Raw genomic sequence first — 19,137 nt, 5'->3', positions numbered from 1 at the left:
TCCGGCACCCGATCACAATGACCGGGTCCCGGTCGCCAGCTGCAGGTCGCGCTGCCGGATCAACGACGTGGCGATCACGCTGATGACCGCCGTGAGCGCGAGGTACGCCGCAGCGAGCCACGGCGATCCACCCGCCGCGCCGATCAGGGCGGTCAGGATCAGCGGCGTCAGGCCGGACGCATAGATGCCGGAGAACTGATAGACCACCGACAGGCCGGTGTAGCGGACCTCGGTGGGGTACAGACTGGCGAAGAGCGTGCCCTGCGCGCCGTAGAAGAGTGCGTGCACCACCCCGAAGACCACGACGAGGGCGACCGTGAACCACACCAGGTCCTCGGTGCCGAACAGCGCGAACACCGGGAACACCACGACTCCGTACGCTGTGATACCGATCAGATAGATGCGTTTGGGTCCGTATCGGTCGGTGAGCAGCCCCGACACCGGCAGGAGCAGTGCCATCACCACCGATGCGATCGTGACGGAGATCAGCACCGGCACCTCGGCGAGATCGAGTTCCTTGGTCGCATAGGCGATCGCGAAGACACCCCAGGTGTTGAACGCCGAACCCTCACCCCAGCGCGCCAGCATGCCGAGGACTGTGTTGCGCGTGTTGGGCGGCAGCACGACGTCGCGCAGGGGCGCCGACGACCTCTTCGAGAGCGCCGCCACCTCGGCGAATGCGGGAGTCTCGTCGACCTTGAGGCGAACGACGAAGCCGACCACCACCAGCACGACGCTCACGAGGAAGGCGATCCGCCATCCGTAAGTGAGGAACGCGTCGTCGTCGAGGGTCACCTGCAGGATCGCGAAGACCGCTGTTCCGAGCGCGAGGCCGAGGGCCAGACCGATCTGCGGGATGCTGCCGAACAATCCACGACGACGGCGCGGGCTGTGCTCGACGGCGAGCAGGACTGCGCCCGCCCACTCTCCGCCGAGCGCAAAGCCCTGCAGCACACGGAGCGCGAGCAGCAGGACGGGCGCGAGGACGCCGATCGACGCGGCGGTGGGCAACACGCCCATCAGAGCGGTCGCGGCACCCATCAGAACCATGGTCAGCGCCAAGGTTCGCTTGCGCCCGATGCGATCTCCGATGTGGCCGAAGACGATCCCGCCGATCGGACGGACGACGAAGCCGACTGCGAAGGTGGCGAACGAGAGCAGGGTTCCGACGAATGAGCTCTGATCCGGGAAGAACACCGTGTTGAAGACGAGACTCGCCGCGGTGGCGTACAGGAAGAAGTCGTACCACTCGATGGTGGTGCCGAGCAGACTCGCGGCGACGACGGTACGGAGCCGCTTGCGGCGCTCGTCGTCGGTCTCGTCGGACAGGTTCGGCAGGTCCGGAGCGGTGAGGGTGGTGGTGGCCATGACCGCAGTACGGTAGCGACACCGCGGCGCGCACCCCAGGGTCCGAATCACGGTGATCAGAACTCTCCGACCGTGAACGGCCGCGTGGACAGACGGCACACTCAGCCGAAGAGGACTCCCGGATTCAACAGGCCGGCCGGGTCGAATGCGTCCTTGACGGCACGCATCGCCGCAAGGTCGACCTCTCCCCGACCGAGATGGGTCCACGCGGTCTTCGCACGTCCGATCCCGTGCTCGGCACTGATGCTGCCGCCGTTGGCCGCGACGATGCCGAACACATGTGAGGTCAGCTCCTCGACGCGATTCTCGGGAACGTCGAGCAGATTGACGTGGATGTTGCCGTCACCGATGTGGCCGAAGAGGATCGGACGGCACGGATGGTCGACCACCCCGGCCACCGCCTGGAGTTCGGCCAGCGCCTCGGGTAGCGCTCGGATCGGCACCGACACATCGAGTTTGACGACTGCCGTCGTGCTCGACCGCGCGATGGACTCGGTGTGCTGTTCCCGTGCTGCCCACAGAGCTCGCGCCGGACCCGGTTCGAGCACGGCGTCGGCGACTGGTGCATTCTTCAGGGCCTCGAGGACCGCGGCCTCGACGTCGCCGGTACCGGACGTCTCGACCAGTACGTAGAAGGGTGCCCGCGCCGCAACGGGACGTCGTGGTCCGAAATCCTCGACGAGCGTGATACCCGCCTCGGTCATGACCTCGGCGGCCTCGATGGTCAGCCCCCTACCGGCCAGGGAGCCGAGAAGATCGATCGCGTCGGCGACGTGGTGTACGGCCGCCACACTGACGATCGTGTCGCGCGGTGGTGCGACGAGACGGAACAGCACACGCGTGATGACCGCGAGGGTGCCCTCGCTGCCGGCGAGCAGTCCCGGGAGGTCGTATCCCACATTGTCTTTCACGAGAGATGTCCACCGGCGCAGGATTCGGCCGTCTGCCAGGACGGCCTCGACGCCGAGAACCTGGCTGCGGGTGTTGCCGTGCCGGATCATCCGGATTCCGCCCGCGTTGGTGGCGACCAGACCTCCGGCGGTGGCCGATTCCCGGGATGCGAGGTCGACGGGAAACCTCAGCCCCGACTCGGTGGCCTGGCGATCGATCGCGTCGATCGTCGCACCGGCCTGCGCCCCGACGCACCGGCCGATGGTGTCGACGCCGTCGATGTCGGTCATCCGCGTGGTCGTCACCAGGACCAGTGGACGGTCCGCGGGGTCGCCACCGACAGGCGGTACCGACCCACCGACCAATCCGGTGTTACCGCCCTGCACGCAGATCGCGATCCCGGCGTCGGCGCACCGGGCGACGACGGCGGCCACCTCCTGGGTGGTACGTGGCCGGATCACCGCGTCGGCGCGGCCGGTCCACCGGCCGGTCCAATCGGTCAGGTAGCCGGCAGCCGCATCCGCGTCGTCCAGCACGTGCGCTTCACCGACGACGGCGCGTAGGTCGGCCAGCGGTATCGGGTTCATCCGTCGATCCCGGTCATCGACCAGAAACGCGGGCTTTTCAGGCGAGCGCGTCGGCGATCGGGGTGTCTCCGTCGTCGAACTCGATGGTGCGATGGATCGTCGCCGGGTCGGCGAGCACCGCGGCGGCCACCAGCGCAACGTTGTCGCGGCTGACCTCGCTGCTCGCCGAACGGTCCTCGCCCGTGGTGATCCGACCGCTGCCAGGCTCATCGGTGAGCCGGCTCGGTCCAAGAATGGTCCAGTCCAACCCTGTGCCCTTCAGGTGCGTGTCGGCCGCCGCTTTCGCCTCGGCGTAGGGATAGAACGAATTGTCCTCGGGGACACCGTGGTCGGGTCCGGCACCGAAATAGGACACCATGACGTAGCGCTTCGCCCCGGCCGACGCGGCGGCATCCATCGAACGGATCGCCGCGTCGCGATCCACGGCGTAGGTCCGGTCCGGGCTGCCGCCCCCGGCCCCCGCTGACCACACCACCGCGTCGTGACCCGCCAGCACGGATGCGAGCCCGGCCGCGTCCAGGTCCTCGACGTCGGCGACGACGGGTGCGGCGCCGGTGGCGGCCACGTCGTCGACGTGCGCCTCGTTGCGGATGATCGACGTCACGTCGTCACCGCGTTCGGACAACGTCTTCGCCAAGCGCAACGCGATCTTGCCGTGTCCTCCGATGATTGCCACGCGGGCCATTCTGGACTCCTCTCGATCGGGATCGTCTCGGTCCACGCTACCGACGTCAGACCACCGGCGTCAGACCTTGGTGCGCCCCCGCACGAGGCCGACCAGCCAGATCAGCAGACACGCCCCGGCCAAGCACGTCACGAAGCTGAAGATGAGGCCACCGCCCTCGACGTCGACGCCGAACAGTCTGAGGATGAACCCGCCGATCAGTCCGCCGACGATGCCGACCACGACGTTCAGCAGAATGCCCTGCTGGGCGTTGGTCTTCATGATCATGCTGGCCACCCAACCCGCCAGTCCGCCGATGATGATCCATCCGATGATTCCCAGTCCGAGCATGGCTCCTCCAGATCTTCGGCGTCGGCACACCTTCGCCGCTGCGATTGGTGCCCTGAGTGGTGCGGACGCTACGCCCGCACCACTCAGGGCGGACCCACGACGCCGGATTCGTCGCGAAGACGAGACCACGGACACAGCCTTCGTCCCTCTGAGACCTTTACCATTCGCTTACTTAGCACTAAGCAACTAATGTGCTGGAAAAGCGACAACCACATGGCCGCGGCGTCTCACGCGACCTCTCTGGCGAAGGAACAGGCCATGACACGAGCCGTCCCCGGCGCGGACATCGTCGGCACCACCGATGTCGCAACGCTCTATCACCAGCTCACACGCATCAACCGGACGCTGCGCACCCGTGGCGGGAACCGCAACCTCAGTGCCGGGGTCGCCGCAGCACTGTGGACGGTCATCAATCACGCCCCCATCCGCCTGTCGGAACTCGCCGAGCGCGAGTCCGTGACCGCGCCGACCATGTCCCGGATCGTCGCGGCACTCGAGGAACAGGGCTTCGTGGAACGGACCCCGGACCCCGACGACGGCCGGGCACGGTTGCTGAATCCGACGCCGGCCGGGGTGGAACTCATCGCGAACGCCAGGACCGAGCGGGCCCGGGTGCTCGCGGAGGCCCTCGACGCCCTCGACGACGACGACCGATCGACCGTCGGCCGCGGGCTGATGATCCTCGCCGCGGCGCTCGGTACGACCTGACCCCGTCCACCCTCGCGAACCCGACCCGTCGGCTCCCTGCCTCCCCCAAGGACTTCCATGACCTCCGCCGCACTCGCCGCACCCGCCGCGGCCGACCCGGGTCCCGGTCCCGGATACAAATGGATCGCGCTCTCCAACACCACCCTGGGCATGTTGATCGCGACCATCAACAGCTCAATCGTCCTGATCGCGCTGCCCGACATCTTCCGTGGGATTCACGTCAATCCGTTGCTCCCCGAGAACACCAGCTACCTGCTGTGGATGATGATGGGCTTCCTCGTGGTCACCGCCGTGCTGGTGGTGAGCTTCGGACGCCTCGGCGACATGTTCGGTCGCGCCCGCATGTACAACCTCGGTTTCGCGATCTTCACCGTCTCGTCGATCTTTCTCGCCATCACCTGGTTCGACGGCAGCGCAGCCGCCATCTGGCTCATCGCGTGGCGCATCGTCCAGGGCGTCGGCGGTGCATTTCTGATGGCGAACTCGTCGGCGATCCTCACCGACGCCTTCCCCGCCGACCAGCGTGGACTCGCGCTCGGCATCAACGGCGTCGCAGCGATCGCCGGCTCGTTCCTCGGCCTGTTGGTGGGCGGCATCCTCGCACCCATCCACTGGAACCTCATCTTCCTCGTGTCGGTGCCGTTCGGTGTCATCGGGACCATCTGGGCATACCTCAAACTCCGAGACACCGGTGTGCGCCGCCGCGCACAGATGGACTGGTGGGGCAACATCACCTTTGCGGTCGGGCTCGTGGCCGTCCTCGTCGGCATCACCTACGGCATCCAGCCGTACGGCGGACATAGCATGGGCTGGTCCAGTCCGATGGTGCTGTCCTGCCTCATCGGCGGCACCCTCATGCTGGTCGCCTTCGTCTTCATCGAGACATGGGTGCCGAGCCCGCTGTTCAACCTGCACCTGTTCGCCAACCGCTCGTTCACCTTCGGCAACATCGCCAATCTCATGTCGTCGATCGGCCGCGGTGGACTGCAGTTCATCCTGATCATCTGGCTCCAGGGGATCTGGCTCCCCCAGCACGGGTACAACTTCGAGCAGACGCCGCTCTGGTCGGCCATCTACATGATCCCCATCACCATCGGATTCCTGCTGACCGCACCGCTGTCGGGCGCTTTGTCGGACCGGTTGGGCACCAAGTGGTTCACCACCACCGGCATGCTCATCACCGCCGGCACCTTCGCCGCGCTCATCGCGATGCCGGTCGACTTCTCCTACCCCACGTTCGCAATCGTGCTGTTCCTCAACGGCGTCGGCATGGGGATGTTCTCGTCGCCGAACCGCGCCGAGGTGATGAACAGCCTGCCCGCGGACGCCCGCGGCTCCGGGTCGGGCATGATGACGACCTTCCAGAACGCCGCCATGGTGCTGTCGATCGGTCTGTTCTTCAGTCTGATGATCAGTGGACTCTCGGCTCATCTCCCGGCGACGATGGGCGCCGGGCTCACCGCGAACGGGGTACCCGCGGTGCAGGCCGATCAGATCGCGCACCTGCCGGCGGTCGCCGTCCTCTTCGCCGCCTTCCTCGGCTACAACCCGGTGGAGCAGCTACTCGGTCCACAGCTTTCGAGCCTGCCGCAGGGCAATCAGGACACGCTGACCGGACTGGACTTCTTCCCCCACCTCATCAGCAGTCCGTTCGCCGACGGCCTCACCGCCGCGTTCACCTTCGCCATCGTGTGTTGTGTGATCGGTGCGCTCGCATCACTGTTCACCGGCGGCCGCAGGCCGAAGGCCGTCGAACTCGAGGAGATCGACGAGGAGACCTCCGGCGGGGCGAGCGCAGACGTCGTCGAGCCGGTCACGTCCGAACTCTCGCCGCCGCTTCGGTCGTGACCTCCTGAGCGAGCCCGCCATCCGTCAGGCGGCCGCCCCGAGATGTTTGCTTCATCGCGATCCGATGAACCACAAGTGAATGGTGAACGATTTCTCGCGCAGGGCCCTTCGACGCGAGAGAGGAAGAGGGCGGCCGGTGCTGTCGACGGAATTTCGGGCAGTCCCGGTCGACGACGGGCTACCGGTCGTGTGAGGAGAGTGCATGTTGTCTGGGCACGAGCAACCGGGACGGACGGTCCAGGAGTACATCGACGACAAACCCCTCTGGCGGGACGGTACCGACACCGCGATTCCGCCGATGACCGGGATGCAATGGCGGATCTGGTGGCTCGCCGCCGCGGGTAAGTTCTTCGAGGGCATCATGATCTTCATGACCGGGGTCGCCCTGCCCCTGATCACGATCGACTTCTCCCTGAACACCACCCAACAGGGCTTCATCTCGTCGGCGTCGTTGGCCGGCATCCTGGTCGGCGCGACCGCGCTCGGCAGCCTCGCCGACCGATTCGGACGGAAGAGGATGTTCATCGCCGAGATGGCGATCTTCGCCCTCTTCGTCACGGCGACCACGTTCGCGCCGAACTTCATGGCGCTGGTGGTCTTCCTCTTCGGCGCGGGGATCGCCCTGGGGTGCGACTACCCCAGGGCCCACATGGTCATCTCCGAGAGCACGCCCACGCCCCGACGGGGCCGGCTCGTGCTGTCCGCGTTCGGGTTCCAGTCCGTCGGCGCGTTCGCGGGCACATTCCTGGGCTTCTTCATCCTGTACCACAACCCGGACGTCGAGGCCTGGCGCTGGATGTACGGGGCGGTGATCATCCCGGCCATCCTGGTCCTGATCGGCCGTTTCTACCTTCCCGACAGCGCGCATTGGCTGCTGTCCCGCGGCCGGCTGCATGATGCCGAGGTCGAGACGCAACGACTGCTCGCCCGGAAGCCCGCCTACCCCAGCCAGGTGATTTTGCGGCCCGATGGGGAGAATCCGGCACATTCGGCACGGTCTGGCCGATATCGCGACCTCTTCGGCGCGAAATACCGCAGGGTGACGATCTTTGCGTCGGTGCCCTGGGTTCTCCAGGACCTGTGCACCTACGGGGTAGGCATCTTCACCCCGGTCCTCCTCGCCGCGGTGGTCGGCCGCCAATCCGACCTCGACTCGCTACAGGATGTCATCCACAACGACATGCTGGGCGCCAAGGGATCCGCCCTGATGGACATCGTGTTCATCATCGGGATCGTCGTGGCGATCTTCCTCGTCGAGCGTGTAGGACGCCTGCGTCTGCAGATCACCGGCTTCGTGGGTTGCGGACTCGGTCTGTTCCTGGTCGCGATGGCCACCCTGGATCCAGACGACTACAACATCCCATTGCTGTTCGGCGGCTTCGTGCTCTTCTACTTCATGAACAACCTCGGGCCGAACTCTATGACCTATCTCATCTCCGGCGAGGTCTTTCCCACCGAGATCCGAGGCAAGGGAGCAGGATTCGCGGCATCGTTCGCCAAGGTGGGCGCGGTTGGCGCGGCGTTCTTCTTCCCCATGCTCGCGGATGCGATCGGGACCAGCGCGCTGCTCTTCCTGCTCGTCGGCACGACGATCCTCGGAGTCATCGTGACCATACGTTTCGGGTTCGAGACCAGCGGCATGAGCATCGACGCCCCGGGTCTGGGAGCACCCGACCCTCGCGCGTCCGCCATGTCATCGAGCACCAGCGCCTAGCAGGACTCACGCCGTCAGGCGTGGAACTCGTTCTTCGGCAACCGAGGTCGCGCTCCGGCAGGCCAACGCCGACCCGGCACACGCAGCGTCCATCCGGCCGGTACCACGGTGAAGTCCATCCACCGACCGTCGCCGAGCCAGAGCGACCACAGGTCCTCATCGGGAAAATCGCCGATCCGCACGAACAGGTCCTGCCGGCCGACGTGTGCAGTCATCCAGCCCTGGTCGTCCGGATCATCGACGAAGACCGCCGTCGCGGCCAGCGCGGCCTCCAGGTCGTCCACGCGGTCGGAACGTTTGACCATCTGATCGTCTCCCCCTCAGTCCTCGAAGCGGACCGAGCTGACCGCAGATGCGATCGACCGCCGGAACGTGTCGCCCTCGCGAGCCGGCGCGGTCCCGGTCGCGTGCAGGAGATACGCGACGTTGCCGCGGCGGTAGGCGGCGTACCGGATCGCGCAATACCAGGTCTGATCGTCACCGACGTAGGTACCCGTCTGCAGCGAGGAGCCCTCGGTCCGGAAGCCCGGTTGTGTTCGGGTGGCCTCGTTCTCGGTCCACTCGGGCAGCGCACGCGGCTCGACGAAGGCGTGATCGATCAGACGGGAGACATCGGCGGCGTGGTCGATGACGAAACGGGTCACCACGATCGCCACGGTCCCGTCGTTGCCATGGTCGGCGATGAACAGCTGAAGGTATCCCGGCACAGTGGCAGGCCGCCAGACGTCGCGGTCGATGTCGATCAGCACCTCACCCGGGATGGATCGCTCATCGGACACGCGACTGGCGGTGACCGCCATCCGCTCGAGGCGTTCGAGAATCGGCGTCTCGTCGCCGTCCTGGGAACGGTCGATGCGACGAGCACGCGCCGCAACGTCATAGGCGACTGAATACGGTCGCAGCATCGTTGGCTCCACCAACCGGGTCTCGTCCCGGGATGGGCGGTCGAGTTGATCGGTCTCGGCGGTCACCGCGGGTCACGCACCCTGCCACCTGCTGCTTCGGCGCGCGAATCCGCACCCGTCGCGTCCACCCAGTATTCGGCCACCAGCCGAGAATAGTCAGGCGGACCGACCAATGGGTGATCAACTCAGCGCACGGCGTGTGAGATTCGCGATCTCGTCCGAAAAGGCAACGAACATAATGGATTCGACAGTCGAATTTGCTTCTTTGACAGCCCGAACCTGCTGGTCGACGGCGTCGTGGAGGGGCCACCCGTAGGCGCCACCGGAGATCAGCGGGAACGCCAGGGATTGCGCGCCGAGCGAGTCCGCCAGACGCAGGCTGCGGGTGTAGCACGACCGCAACACCTGCGACTGGTCCTCACGGTCGGAGTACACCGGACCGACCGTGTGGATCACCCAGCGCGCCGGCAGGTCACCGGCCGTGGTGGCGACGGCGGCACCGGTCTCGAGACCGGACGGCAGCGTGGTCTCGCGGAGCAGACGGCATTCCCGAAGGATGGCGGGGCCGCCGGCGCGATGGATCGCACCGTCGACTCCACCGCCGCCGAGCAACGAGGAGTTCGCGGCATTGACGATGACGTCGGTACGCACCGATGTGATGTCACCGGTGACGACGTCGATACCGCTCATGTTCCCCGATTGTAGGCGCGCCTACAGCGAAGAGGAACCGTTCTGACGTTTACCCGACTTGGACCGGTAGAGCATGAAGCCGCCGTAGATCGCGAGGCCGAACAGCGCAATCCAGAAGAGTCCCTTCAGAAGTGGGCCGACGATCGCGAGGGCGAGGAGCACCACTGCAATGATGCCGAGCACTTTCCAGAAGCCGAGGCCGTTGCCCGTCGTGTTTGTGGGGGTTGTTGGTGTGGTCATGACTCCACTGTGGACTTCCCGCGGCCGGAAATCATCAGGTCCCGGTCGAATTCGGGGAAAGATCAGGGGCATCCCTGACCCCCGTCTTCCCCGTCACCGCGGCGCCGACCGCGGGAGCCGCACCGGCTCGGTGTACGAGCAGCCGAGATCGCCCGGAGACGCGAAGCCGCATCGGTCCCGGAACCACGCGACGCCGATCTCGGCGACGCGGCGCCGGGAGCGACTCATCAGGTATCCGTGGGTGCACTCGTCGAAGACGTCGTCGTAGAACCAGGTGTCGAGCGCGGTGCGCGGCACGCTGAACGACGCGAGCAGCGGCACCGACATGACGACGGTGGAGAGCCGGAGCAGGAACGTCTCCGAGCTCAGCGACTGGATCTGTGCGCATTCGACGTCGTCGGTGTCGTCGACGCGGACTCCGGCCGGACCGATGTCCAGGATGGCGGCCCGGGGCATCTCCCCCATCGATTCCACGAGCCACCGTTCCATCGCGCCCCAGCTCATCGTCGGCGACGCACCGGTCCCGTCCGACTCCATGCCGTGCATGTTCGGATGGGGATCTGGTTGCTGCGGGTTCACGGGCACCTCCTGTGGTCGGGATGGCGTCAGTGAATCACCGGCCACCGACAGACCCCGTGGCCCGCCGGCCGTCTTGGCAGGATGGATTCCGTGCCCATCCCAGATTTCATCCGTGACCTACGCCGCCACGTCGGACATGAGCCACTCTGGCTGTCCGGGGTGAGTGCGGTGGTGCTCGACGCCACCGGACGCATCCTGCTCACCCATCGAGCGGACACCCGCGAATGGGCGGTGGTGTCCGGCGTCCTCGAACCCGGCGAGGAACCTGCTCGAGCGGTGCTGCGCGAGATCGCCGAGGAGACCGGCGTCCGAGCCGAACTGGTACGCCTGACCAGCGTTGACGTGACGCCCATGATCGTCTATCCCAATGGCGACCACTCGCAGTACCTCGACGTCTGCTTCCTGGCCCGCCATATCGACGGCGAACCGCACGCGGCCGACGACGAGAACACCGACGTCACCTGGTTTCCCGCTGACGACCTACCCGAGGACCTCGCCGAGACCTCCCGGCTCCGCATCCAGAACGCTCTCCGCGACGATCCGGCGGCGTGGTTCCGCCCGTAGGCCGGGCGGGTTCGTCGACCCGTGCGCGTCAGGATTGCCGTGATCCGGCGTCACCGGTCACTGACTGCTGTCACCGATCACCGACTGCTGAATCGCCAGGTAGTAATCACGCTGCGCCGGGTAGTAGTCGTCGAAATCGATGACGTCCGGATCGCACCCGCCGATCACCGCCGACAGTCGGTCCAGGTAGTACTCCCAGCCCGGGCCGGTGTTCTCGATCATCGAGGGATCGTCGATGATCTGGCTGAGCACCAGCGTCGTGATCCCGTCGGACTCGGACAACTCGACGATCAGATCCCAGGTGCCGAAGTCGTCGGTGGTGTGCACCCGCAGCAGCCGGGGCGGCTCACAGCGACGGATGTCGTACCGGGTCGGCGACATGTTCTCCTCGCCCTCGGCGTTCATCGTGAAGTCGACGTGGCCGCCGGCGGGGTCGCCGCTGTAGAAGCCGATCCACCGGGCCAGTCGATCGGACTCGGTGACCGCCGCCCACACGTCATCGATGCCGGCGCGAAACGTGCGGGTGAACTCCATGGCGTCGCCTTCTGCGCGGACGAGGTGGCGGCCGGACGGATCTGTGGTCATGCGGAGTCCTCCTGTGGGTCGACGGCCACCCTGCGGCCGTCGCGTCTGGTGCGATACACCTCGGTGTCGAGGGCATCGAGCATCCCCTCGTCGATCCTCGATCGGTGCGTGCCCGCCCGCCCGGCGCCGGGCAATTCGTCGGGTCGCGGACCCAGGTCTGCCAGGAATGTCCGGACATCCTCCAGCGGTTTCGGGTCGAGGCGGTAGTGCCTTTCCCGGCCCCGGTCGGTGACGTCGACCAGCCCCGCGGCGGCGAGTACCCGCAGGTGACGGCTGATGGCGGGCCGGGAGATCGGGCGGTCGCCGGCGAGCACATCGGTGATGTCGACGACCCGACAGGGACCGTCGACCAATATCCGCAGGATTCGGCGACGTACCGGATCGGCGATCGCGTCGAAGACACCCATCACAGAATGGTAACTGAACGGTTACCAATTGCGCCACCGGTCGACGTCGGCCCCCGGTCGGCAGCGCAGGCCGACTCGCATCGGAATACTCGCCCCGGGCCGTACCCTTGAACCACACATGGCCAAGAGATTCGTCGCGACCGCCTATGGCGACCCTGCAGATGTGCTCGAGTATGTCGATCACGAGATCCCGGCTCCCCTGCCGGGACAGGTGGTCGTGCAGACACGGGCCATCGGGATGAACCCGGTCGACGTCAAGTCCGTCCGTGGCCAGACCGGCACCGACGAGTCGAAACTCCCGCTGGCGATCGGTTACGAGCTGGCGGGGACGGTGACCGCGGTCGGCGACCTCGCAGATCCCTTCGCGGTCGGCGACGAGGTCATCGTGTACCGGGCTCACGGCGCGTACGCCGACAGCGTGCTCGCGAACGTCCGCGCAGTTCATCCGCGGCCTGCCGAACTCGACGTCGAGCGCGCGGCCGGGCTCCTCCTCGTCGGGGTCACTGCGGCCGACGCCGTGCGCACCGCAGACGTGACCGAATCCGATGTGGTTCTCGTCCACGGCGGTTCCGGCGCGGTCGGCTCGATCGCGGTGCAGCTCGCAGTGACCGCGGGTGCAACCGTCATCGCCACCGCGGGTCCCGCCAACCAGGAACACGTGCGCGCACTCGGCGCGACCCCGGTGCCCTATGGCGACGGACTCCTCGAGCGCATCGCGGCGCTCACGCCGGCCCCGGTCACCGCCGTCATCGACACGGTGGGCAACGACGACGCCATCGACACCTCACTTGCCCTGGTCGACAATCCCGGAAAGGTCGTCAGTGTCGCCGCCTTCGGACGTGCCGCCGACGGAATCGTCCTGGTGAACGGCAGCACCCCGGAGAGCAGACGACATCGGGCCGCGGCCGTCGAAGGCCTCATCGCCGACGCCGCGGCGGGAACACTCCTCACCGAGGTCGCCGCGACCTTCCCGCTGACCGACGCCGCGACCGCACTCACCGAACTCGAGCACGCACATCCACGGGGCAAGTTCATCCTGCTGCCGTGAGCCACCTGAAAGCTGATCCAACCGAAAGGAAGTAGCCGAATGTCGGTTCCCACAATCACTCTCAACAATGGTGTACAGATCCCCCAGCTCGGTTTCGGCGTTTTCCAGATCCCGCCGGAGGAGACCGAGGCGGCCACGCTGGCCGCGCTGGACGTCGGTTACCGCCACATCGACACCGCCGAGATGTACGGGAACGAGAAGGGCGTTGGCGCCGCCCTGGCCAAATCGGGGCTCGATCGTCGCGACGTGTTCATCACCAGCAAACTGAACAACGGCTTCCACGCCTACGACGACGCCCTCAAGGCCGCCGATCAGACACTCGCGGACCTCGGTCTCGAGCAGATCGATCTCTTCCTGATCCACTGGCCGCTGCCCGGGGTCGGCGACTATGCCGAGACCTGGCGGGCCCTCGAGAAGTTCCACGGCGACGGCAAGGCACGAGCGATCGGTGTCTCCAACTTCCAGCGCGCTCACCTTGAGCGACTGTTCGCCGAAACCGATGTGGTGCCCGCGGTCAACCAGATCGAGGTCCATCCGTACCTGACGCAAAATGCCTTGCGCGCATTCAACTCCGAGCACGACATCGCGACCGAGGCGTGGTCGCCGATCGCACAGGGCGACGTCCTCGACGACCCCGTACTCGTCAAAATCGCCCAGGAGAAGAACCGCAGCACAGCTCAGGTCACCCTGCGCTGGCACATCCAGCGCGGCGACATCGTGTTTCCGAAGTCGGTGACCCGCTCACGGGTCGAGGAGAACTTCTCCCTCTTCGATTTCGAGCTGTCCGTCGAAGACATCGCCGCCATCGACGGGCTGAACAAGGACCGGCGTCGCGGACCGAACCCTGACGAGTTCAACTACATCCCGGAGAGCTGACCCGCCGCGAACCGGAAACGATCCGGCCCGCTTCGCACGGCCTCGGCCGCTGGGCCCACAATGACCCCATGAGGATCTCCCAGCGCGCCGAGGCCGTCGCGCCGTTCTACGCGATGGAGTTCGGAAAGCGGGCCGCCGAACTCGAGGCCGCCGGTCACGACGTCATCAAATTGAGTATCGGCGAGCCCGACTTCGGTGCACCGCCGGCCTTTCTCGCCGCGATCCGTGAGCTGACCGACGGCCAGCCGCTGACCTACACCGGGGCACTCGGGTTGCCCGAACTGCGCACGGCGATCGCCGGGTTCTGCCGCACCGAATTCGGTGTGGATGTCGCCCCCCGGCGAGTGGTCGTCACGTCCGGGGCCTCGGCCGCACTGCTGTTGAGCTGCGCTGCCCTCGTCGATCCGGGCGACGAGGTCCTCGTCGCCGATCCGTCGTATCCGTGCAACCGGCAGTTCGCGGAGAGCTTCGGGGCGCATGTGCGTCTGATACCGACCACCCCGGCAACGCGCTTCCAACTGACGTCGGCACTCGTCACCGACGCCTGGGGCGAACACACTCGGGGAGTGATGGTCGCGTCGCCGTCCAATCCGACCGGGACGTCGGTGCCGTACGACGAACTGGTCCGGATCTGCGCCGACGTGGCCGACCGCGACGGATGGCGGATCGTCGACGAGATCTATCTCGGCCTGGCCGATCCCGGGCCCGACGGCGCCCGCCCGACGAGCATCCTGGCCGCGGACCCAGGTGCGATCGTCATCAACAGCTTCTCCAAGTACTTCGGGATGACCGGCTGGCGTCTGGGCTGGTGCATCGTGCCCGACGATCTCGTCCCGGTGATGGAACGACTGGCGCAGAATTACTACATCTGCCCTCCGACACCGGCGCAGTACGCCGCACTCGAGTGCTTCACCGACGAATCGCTCACGTTGGCCGAGGCCCGCCGCGAGGAGTTCCGCATCCGGCGCGAACTCGTCGTCGACGGTCTGGCGCGGATCGGACTCGATGTGCCGGTGGTGCCCGACGGCGCGTTCTACGTCTACCTCGATGTCTCGCCGACCGGACTCACGTCGTCGGAGTTCTGTGACCGAGCATTGCGTGAGGTACACGTGTCCCTCACTCCGGGAAAGGATTTCGGCCACCATACCGCCGACGACCACGTTCGGCTGTCGTACGCAGCATCGATCGACGAACTGACCGAGGGACTACGGCGGCTCGGCGAGTTCGTCGACACACTCCGGCGACCTGCCTGAGATCGACCGTCAGCGCATCGAGGAGGATGAGCGCCATGGGTCCACAGATCATCGATTCACGGAAGATCGAGCGTGCGGTCGGCGAGGTACTCGACGCCGCGGTCACCGGCTCGGCACGAGTGCCCGGCGTGGTCGCGGGCGTCACCACCGACACGGAGCTCCTGACGCTGTCCGCTGCGGGCCTGCGCGCTGTCGACGGCACCGATCAGATGACCATCGACAGCGTATTCGCCATGTTCTCCACCACCAAAGCGATCACCGCAACCGTCGCTCTGCAACTCGTCGAGCGCGGCCTGCTCGATCTCGATGTGCCGGCCAGGGAATACGTCCCGCAGTTGCGCGACGTCCAGGTGCTCGACGGCTTCGCGGACGACGGCAGCCCCCGACTCCGCCCACCGTCCTCCGACGTGACGGCACGCCAATTACTCACCCACACAGCCGGTTTCGGATACGACTTCTTCAACGAGAACTATCGTCGGCTGACCGGTGACCACGGCGTTCCGGGTGTCATCAGTGCGACGATGGAATCATTGTCCACTCCGTTGCTCTTCGATCCCGGCACACGGTGGGAGTACGGCAGCAGCATGGACTGGGCCGGACTCGTCGTCGAGGGCGTCACCGGTCACCGACTGGGCGACGTGATGTCCGAGCACGTTTTCAGCCCCCTCGGTATGTCCGACACGTCGTTCACCCTCCCCGACGATCTGGCCCGCCGACGTGCCGTCCTGCACCACCGAGCGCCGGACGGTTCCTTGTCCCCCAACCACAAGTGGAAGATGCCCGACGACCCCGAGGTGCACATGGGCGGCCAGGGCCTCTACTCGACCGTGCGCGACTACCTGGCGTTCATCCGGATGTGGCTCAACGACGGCCTCTCCGACTCGGGCGAGCAGATTTTGCGGCCCGACACGATCGCGGACGCCTCGCGCAACCACCTCGGCGACCTCACGGTGACCACGCTGCCCGGCGTGATCCCCGCGCTGGCCCACGATATGGACTTTTTTCCGGGAATCCCCAAGTCCTGGGGACTCAGCTTCCTGATCAACGACGAGGACGCTCCCACGGGCCGACCCGCGGGATCGCTCGCCTGGGCCGGGCTGGCCAACCTGTACTACTGGATTGATCGACGCACCAAGATCGGCGGCTTCTGGGCGACCCAGATCTTCCCATTCCTCGATCCGACCGCGTACGGCAAGTACCTGGACTTCGAGCGGGCCGTCTACCGCTCACTCGGCTGAGGACCCACCCGCCTGACCCACGAGCTCGCCCATCGGGCACAGAACCTGGCCGATCGGGCACAGAACCTCGCCGATCGTGCACAGAACCTCGCCGATCGTGCGCGTGGGGGGGGTCATCCGGCCGGGCATCGCGCCTTGCTGGGCCGACGACGCGGTCGCCCGATCCGTAACTCCAGTGCGCGAGCAATGATTCTACGCCCGATCAGTGACATTCTGTGGCAACGGTTTACGCCATTCCTTGACATTGACACCGATCCGGTCGTGCCGGGAACCCGACCACGCGACATCGAGTCCGTGCCGCCGAAGGGTCCCGACGATCTGCTCGGCGAGCAGGGTCTCGGTGCGCTCGTATGCGACGTGCTCGGCATCGGCGTCACCGGCCGACATCGCGTCCAGCAGCGATTCCGGCAGGGTCGGATGCGGACGAAAGGCACTGTAGCCGAGATAGAGGACTGCGTCGTCGTCTGCGAGCCGTTCGGCGTCCTGTTCGTGGAAGAAGACGTAGGCCCACTCGCGGAATTTGTACCAGTCGTCGCGATCCGGGTCCGGGGTGCGTTCACCATCGATCTCCTGTGTGGCGCATCGGCTACAGCACGAGAAATTCATCCGGGCCAGCACGCCTTCTGAGTCGAGATCATCGAAGGCAGCCCGCAGCCGCGCATAGTCACCGTTGTCGGTCCACTGCCGTTGCGCTTGCGCCCGATCGTCCCAGAGCCGGCGAACCTCCCCGACAGCGGCATCGGCCGACTCACCGACGTCCTCGGCCCAGTCGCGCGCGTCCGCCTCGATCTCGACGAGCCCGGTGAAACCGGGGACCAATCGAGACCTCACGAGATCACGCAGATCGGTAAGGTGCGCTCCCTGCATAGATGCTCCCATCCAACGGGTCTGATTGGCTATTGGACGTCGCCACCGATCGCATGGTTCCGGCGATGGCGACGGTTCGTCTGTTCGGACGACACCGCGTAACCTCTCGGGCGTGCGCTTCTCCGAGGAACGCGCGGCGCTCGGCGCCGCTGCTCATCGACTTGCCCGCGCGGGGATGACCCACGGCACCGGCGGGAATCTCTCGGTCCGCGTGGACGATCACGTTCTCCTGACCCCGTCGGGCTGCCGGCTCGCCGACGTCACGCCCGACCAGATGGTGGCGGTCGACCTCGACGGAACGATCGTGGAGGACACGCCCTTTCAGCCGACATCGGAATTGCGCATCCACCTCGACGTGTATCACCACACGTCGGCGGCCGCGGTGGTCCACGCACACCCGATCGCGTCGACAGCCGCTGCCAACGTCGTCGATGAGCTGCCCGTGGTGCATTACACGGCCGCCCTCATCGGGGGTGCGATCCGGGTTGCGCCGTATGCAGTGTTCGGCAGCCGCGCACTCGGCGATGCGGTGGCCGCGGCCCTGACCGATCGCACGGCCGCCCTCATGCGCAACCACGGTTCCGTCGCATACGGCGACGACCTCGACTCGGCCTGCGACCGAATCGAACTCGTGGACTGGCTGGCCGAGCTGTACCTGCGTTCCGCGGCGGTCGCCCCGCCCGCGACCCTCACCGACGACGACATCGTCGACGTCGTGATCACCGCGACGCGACGACAGTATTCACCGTTCCCCGGGAGGAATCCATGAGAGTGGCCACGTTCGGAGCACACGTCCTCGACGTGCTCGCACAACCTGTGGACGAGATCCCCGGAGGTCAGGGTGCTGCCCTCGTGCAGAACATCCGGATGTCACCGGCGGGACCGGCCGGCGGCACCGCTCTCGCCCTCGCCAAGCTGGGCGTCGAGGTCTACACGGTGGGCGCGATAGGCCACGATGACCCCGGCGACCTGCTGACCACCATGCTCGATCGCAACGGAGTGAACACCGACCATCTCGTCACGGTCGACCAACCGACGTCGATGAGCATGTTGCCGATCCGCAGTAACGGGGACCGACCTGCGCTGCACCTACCCGGCGCCAACCTCGCCTATCCGCTCGACAGCGCCCCGTTGGAGCTCCTCACCGGGATGGACCACGTGCACATCGGTGCACCGGAGCTCCTCAACCCGCCGGAACTGGCCCCGCTGCTCGCCGACATCCGCGCCACCGGGACCACCATCTCCGCCGACATCCTCGCCGACGGCGATCCCGGCCTACTGGCATGGATCGAACCTGTTCTGCCACAACTCGATTACCTCCTTCCCAACGACGACCAGGTCCGCGGATTCACCGGCGAGTCAGACGTGATCGCCGCGTGCCGACGCCTCGTCGACCGCGGCGTCAGCTGCGTGGCGGCCACCGCGGGCGCCGACGGTGCCTACGTGGTGACCGCCGACGACGCCGAGCATGCTCGTGCCCACGATGTGACCGTCGTCGACACCAGCGGTTGCGGCGATTCGTTCTCGGCGGGCTTCCTCGCCGCTCGCGGGCACGATCTGGGACTCCTCGCCGCCGCGGAGATCGGCTGTGCGGTGGCCGGGATCGTCGCGACCGGACTGGGCAGCGACCACGGCGACTTCACCTGGGCGTCGATCACGGGCTGACGCGTCATCGATCGATCGGATGACCCCCAGAAATCTGGGCGCAGAACTCCACTGACGCTCGGGATGGGAATCGTCGAGTGCACGAGCGA

General features: G+C 66.6%; 22 protein-coding genes. 10 read left to right on the top strand and 12 right to left on the bottom strand.

Features of this window, described 5'->3' with window-relative positions; translation table 11 throughout:
• Window positions 1–12 precede the first annotated feature (12 nt).
• From ACPXCG_RS08450 to ACPXCG_RS08435, 4 genes are all read right to left on the bottom strand, one after another.
• The gene (locus ACPXCG_RS08450; protein WP_425791026.1) at window positions 13–1,368 is read right to left on the bottom strand and encodes an MFS transporter; all 1,356 of its coding nucleotides are present in this window, start codon (window positions 1,366–1,368) and stop codon (window positions 13–15) included.
• A gap of 101 nt (window positions 1,369–1,469) precedes the next feature.
• Complete coding sequence (locus ACPXCG_RS08445; protein WP_425791024.1) at window positions 1,470–2,846, bottom strand: FAD-binding oxidoreductase; 1,377 nt, start codon at window positions 2,844–2,846, stop codon at window positions 1,470–1,472.
• A gap of 37 nt (window positions 2,847–2,883) precedes the next feature.
• Window positions 2,884–3,531, bottom strand: coding sequence for an SDR family oxidoreductase (locus tag ACPXCG_RS08440; protein WP_425791022.1), 648 nt, complete (start codon window positions 3,529–3,531; stop codon window positions 2,884–2,886).
• Between the two features lie 60 nt (window positions 3,532–3,591).
• Window positions 3,592–3,861, bottom strand: coding sequence for a GlsB/YeaQ/YmgE family stress response membrane protein (locus ACPXCG_RS08435; protein ID WP_425791020.1), 270 nt, complete (start codon window positions 3,859–3,861; stop codon window positions 3,592–3,594).
• Window positions 3,862–4,119: 258 nt separating this feature from the next.
• On the opposite strand from ACPXCG_RS08435, the gene ACPXCG_RS08430 reads away from it, so the two are divergent.
• The 3 genes from ACPXCG_RS08430 (at window position 4,120) to ACPXCG_RS08420 (ending at window position 8,131) form a co-directional block, all read left to right on the top strand.
• On the top strand, window positions 4,120–4,569 hold the full coding sequence (locus tag ACPXCG_RS08430; protein WP_425791018.1) for a MarR family transcriptional regulator: 450 nt from the start codon (window positions 4,120–4,122) through the stop codon (window positions 4,567–4,569).
• Between the two features lie 57 nt (window positions 4,570–4,626).
• Window positions 4,627–6,417, top strand: a complete 1,791-nt coding sequence (locus tag ACPXCG_RS08425) for an MFS transporter (protein ID WP_425791016.1) — start codon at window positions 4,627–4,629, stop codon at window positions 6,415–6,417.
• Between the two features lie 202 nt (window positions 6,418–6,619).
• Window positions 6,620–8,131 carry an MFS transporter gene (locus tag ACPXCG_RS08420; protein ID WP_425791014.1) on the top strand — a complete coding sequence of 504 codons (1,512 nt, stop codon included), beginning with the start codon at window positions 6,620–6,622 and terminating at the stop codon, window positions 8,129–8,131.
• Between the two features lie 14 nt (window positions 8,132–8,145).
• Here ACPXCG_RS08420 and ACPXCG_RS08415 read toward each other — a convergent pair whose 3' ends face one another.
• The 5 genes from ACPXCG_RS08415 to ACPXCG_RS08395 all read right to left on the bottom strand — a co-directional run bounded on the left by ACPXCG_RS08415 (window position 8,146) and on the right by ACPXCG_RS08395 (window position 10,545).
• Window positions 8,146–8,436 (bottom strand): hypothetical protein, encoded by a 291-nt coding sequence (locus tag ACPXCG_RS08415; RefSeq protein WP_425791013.1) that lies wholly within the window; start codon window positions 8,434–8,436, stop codon window positions 8,146–8,148.
• A 15-nt stretch (window positions 8,437–8,451) separates the two neighbouring features.
• Window positions 8,452–9,102, bottom strand: coding sequence for a hypothetical protein (locus tag ACPXCG_RS08410; protein WP_425791011.1), 651 nt, complete (start codon window positions 9,100–9,102; stop codon window positions 8,452–8,454).
• Window positions 9,103–9,216: 114 nt separating this feature from the next.
• On the bottom strand, window positions 9,217–9,726 hold the full coding sequence (locus ACPXCG_RS08405) for an O-acetyl-ADP-ribose deacetylase (RefSeq protein WP_425791009.1): 510 nt from the start codon (window positions 9,724–9,726) through the stop codon (window positions 9,217–9,219).
• Window positions 9,727–9,747: 21 nt separating this feature from the next.
• Window positions 9,748–9,966 carry a hypothetical protein gene (locus ACPXCG_RS08400; protein WP_425791007.1) on the bottom strand — a complete coding sequence of 73 codons (219 nt, stop codon included), beginning with the start codon at window positions 9,964–9,966 and terminating at the stop codon, window positions 9,748–9,750.
• Between the two features lie 93 nt (window positions 9,967–10,059).
• Complete coding sequence (locus ACPXCG_RS08395) at window positions 10,060–10,545, bottom strand: hypothetical protein (RefSeq protein WP_425791005.1); 486 nt, start codon at window positions 10,543–10,545, stop codon at window positions 10,060–10,062.
• A 90-nt stretch (window positions 10,546–10,635) separates the two neighbouring features.
• Between ACPXCG_RS08395 and ACPXCG_RS08390 the strand changes: the two genes are divergently transcribed.
• A complete protein-coding gene (locus ACPXCG_RS08390; RefSeq protein ID WP_425791003.1) occupies window positions 10,636–11,109 on the top strand; it encodes an NUDIX hydrolase in 474 nt (157 codons plus the stop codon).
• 57 nt (window positions 11,110–11,166) lie between these two features.
• On the opposite strand, the gene ACPXCG_RS08385 is transcribed toward ACPXCG_RS08390, so the two are convergent.
• Together ACPXCG_RS08385 and ACPXCG_RS08380 are read right to left on the bottom strand one after the other, a co-directional pair.
• Complete coding sequence (locus tag ACPXCG_RS08385; RefSeq protein WP_425791001.1) at window positions 11,167–11,694, bottom strand: SRPBCC family protein; 528 nt, start codon at window positions 11,692–11,694, stop codon at window positions 11,167–11,169.
• Window positions 11,691–12,101 (bottom strand): ArsR/SmtB family transcription factor, encoded by a 411-nt coding sequence (locus tag ACPXCG_RS08380; protein WP_425790999.1) that lies wholly within the window; start codon window positions 12,099–12,101, stop codon window positions 11,691–11,693. Before ACPXCG_RS08380 ends, ACPXCG_RS08385 begins: the two co-directional genes overlap by 4 nt.
• A 118-nt stretch (window positions 12,102–12,219) precedes the next feature.
• Between ACPXCG_RS08380 and ACPXCG_RS08375 the strand changes: the two genes are divergently transcribed.
• From ACPXCG_RS08375 to ACPXCG_RS08360, 4 genes are all read left to right on the top strand, one after another.
• Window positions 12,220–13,149, top strand: coding sequence for an NADP-dependent oxidoreductase (locus ACPXCG_RS08375; RefSeq protein ID WP_425790997.1), 930 nt, complete (start codon window positions 12,220–12,222; stop codon window positions 13,147–13,149).
• A gap of 39 nt (window positions 13,150–13,188) precedes the next feature.
• Entirely contained in the window at window positions 13,189–14,025 is an 837-nt protein-coding gene (locus tag ACPXCG_RS08370) for an aldo/keto reductase (protein ID WP_425790995.1), read from the top strand.
• 68 nt (window positions 14,026–14,093) lie between these two features.
• Complete coding sequence (locus ACPXCG_RS08365; RefSeq protein ID WP_425790993.1) at window positions 14,094–15,278, top strand: pyridoxal phosphate-dependent aminotransferase; 1,185 nt, start codon at window positions 14,094–14,096, stop codon at window positions 15,276–15,278.
• Between the two features lie 35 nt (window positions 15,279–15,313).
• A complete protein-coding gene (locus tag ACPXCG_RS08360) occupies window positions 15,314–16,516 on the top strand; it encodes a serine hydrolase domain-containing protein (RefSeq protein WP_425790991.1) in 1,203 nt (400 codons plus the stop codon).
• Between the two features lie 192 nt (window positions 16,517–16,708).
• Here the strand turns inward: ACPXCG_RS08360 and ACPXCG_RS08355 are convergent, their stop codons facing one another.
• Entirely contained in the window at window positions 16,709–17,383 is a 675-nt protein-coding gene (locus ACPXCG_RS08355; RefSeq protein WP_425790989.1) for a DUF6891 domain-containing protein, read from the bottom strand.
• A 112-nt stretch (window positions 17,384–17,495) separates the two neighbouring features.
• Between ACPXCG_RS08355 and ACPXCG_RS08350 the strand changes: the two genes are divergently transcribed.
• Together ACPXCG_RS08350 and ACPXCG_RS08345 are read left to right on the top strand one after the other, a co-directional pair.
• Complete coding sequence (locus ACPXCG_RS08350) at window positions 17,496–18,152, top strand: class II aldolase/adducin family protein (RefSeq protein WP_425790987.1); 657 nt, start codon at window positions 17,496–17,498, stop codon at window positions 18,150–18,152.
• Window positions 18,149–19,048: a carbohydrate kinase family protein gene (locus tag ACPXCG_RS08345; protein WP_425790985.1), complete on the top strand. Its 900-nt coding sequence runs from the start codon at window positions 18,149–18,151 to the stop codon at window positions 19,046–19,048. Before ACPXCG_RS08350 ends, ACPXCG_RS08345 begins: the two co-directional genes overlap by 4 nt.
• The last annotated feature ends 89 nt before the right edge of the window (window positions 19,049–19,137 follow it).

The organism is Gordonia sp. DT218 (assembly GCF_049847105.1).
In the GTDB taxonomy this organism is placed as follows: domain Bacteria; phylum Actinomycetota; class Actinomycetes; order Mycobacteriales; family Mycobacteriaceae; genus Gordonia.
The sequence above is the reverse complement of the archived record's forward strand: the minus strand, read 5'-3'. Positions and strand labels throughout refer to the sequence as shown.

Excerpts from the sequence above, each read along its gene's own strand:
- ACPXCG_RS08450 (WP_425791026.1), bottom strand. The coding sequence starts at position 1,368 with ATGGCCACCACCACCCTCACCGCTCCGGACCTGCCGAACCTGTCCGAC.
- ACPXCG_RS08445 (WP_425791024.1), bottom strand. The coding sequence starts at position 2,846 with ATGAACCCGATACCGCTGGCCGACCTACGCGCCGTCGTCGGTGAAGCG.
- ACPXCG_RS08440 (WP_425791022.1), bottom strand. The coding sequence starts at position 3,531 with ATGGCCCGCGTGGCAATCATCGGAGGACACGGCAAGATCGCGTTGCGC.
- ACPXCG_RS08435 (WP_425791020.1), bottom strand. The coding sequence starts at position 3,861 with ATGCTCGGACTGGGAATCATCGGATGGATCATCATCGGCGGACTGGCG.
- ACPXCG_RS08430 (WP_425791018.1), top strand. The coding sequence starts at position 4,120 with ATGACACGAGCCGTCCCCGGCGCGGACATCGTCGGCACCACCGATGTC.
- ACPXCG_RS08425 (WP_425791016.1), top strand. The coding sequence starts at position 4,627 with ATGACCTCCGCCGCACTCGCCGCACCCGCCGCGGCCGACCCGGGTCCC.
- ACPXCG_RS08420 (WP_425791014.1), top strand. The coding sequence starts at position 6,620 with ATGTTGTCTGGGCACGAGCAACCGGGACGGACGGTCCAGGAGTACATC.
- ACPXCG_RS08415 (WP_425791013.1), bottom strand. The coding sequence starts at position 8,436 with ATGGTCAAACGTTCCGACCGCGTGGACGACCTGGAGGCCGCGCTGGCC.
- ACPXCG_RS08405 (WP_425791009.1), bottom strand. The coding sequence starts at position 9,726 with ATGAGCGGTATCGACGTCGTCACCGGTGACATCACATCGGTGCGTACC.
- ACPXCG_RS08400 (WP_425791007.1), bottom strand. The coding sequence starts at position 9,966 with ATGACCACACCAACAACCCCCACAAACACGACGGGCAACGGCCTCGGC.
- ACPXCG_RS08385 (WP_425791001.1), bottom strand. The coding sequence starts at position 11,694 with ATGACCACAGATCCGTCCGGCCGCCACCTCGTCCGCGCAGAAGGCGAC.
- ACPXCG_RS08380 (WP_425790999.1), bottom strand. The coding sequence starts at position 12,101 with ATGGGTGTCTTCGACGCGATCGCCGATCCGGTACGTCGCCGAATCCTG.
- ACPXCG_RS08375 (WP_425790997.1), top strand. The coding sequence starts at position 12,220 with ATGGCCAAGAGATTCGTCGCGACCGCCTATGGCGACCCTGCAGATGTG.
- ACPXCG_RS08370 (WP_425790995.1), top strand. The coding sequence starts at position 13,189 with ATGTCGGTTCCCACAATCACTCTCAACAATGGTGTACAGATCCCCCAG.
- ACPXCG_RS08365 (WP_425790993.1), top strand. The coding sequence starts at position 14,094 with ATGAGGATCTCCCAGCGCGCCGAGGCCGTCGCGCCGTTCTACGCGATG.
- ACPXCG_RS08360 (WP_425790991.1), top strand. The coding sequence starts at position 15,314 with ATGGGTCCACAGATCATCGATTCACGGAAGATCGAGCGTGCGGTCGGC.
- ACPXCG_RS08355 (WP_425790989.1), bottom strand. The coding sequence starts at position 17,383 with ATGCAGGGAGCGCACCTTACCGATCTGCGTGATCTCGTGAGGTCTCGA.
- ACPXCG_RS08345 (WP_425790985.1), top strand. The coding sequence starts at position 18,149 with ATGAGAGTGGCCACGTTCGGAGCACACGTCCTCGACGTGCTCGCACAA.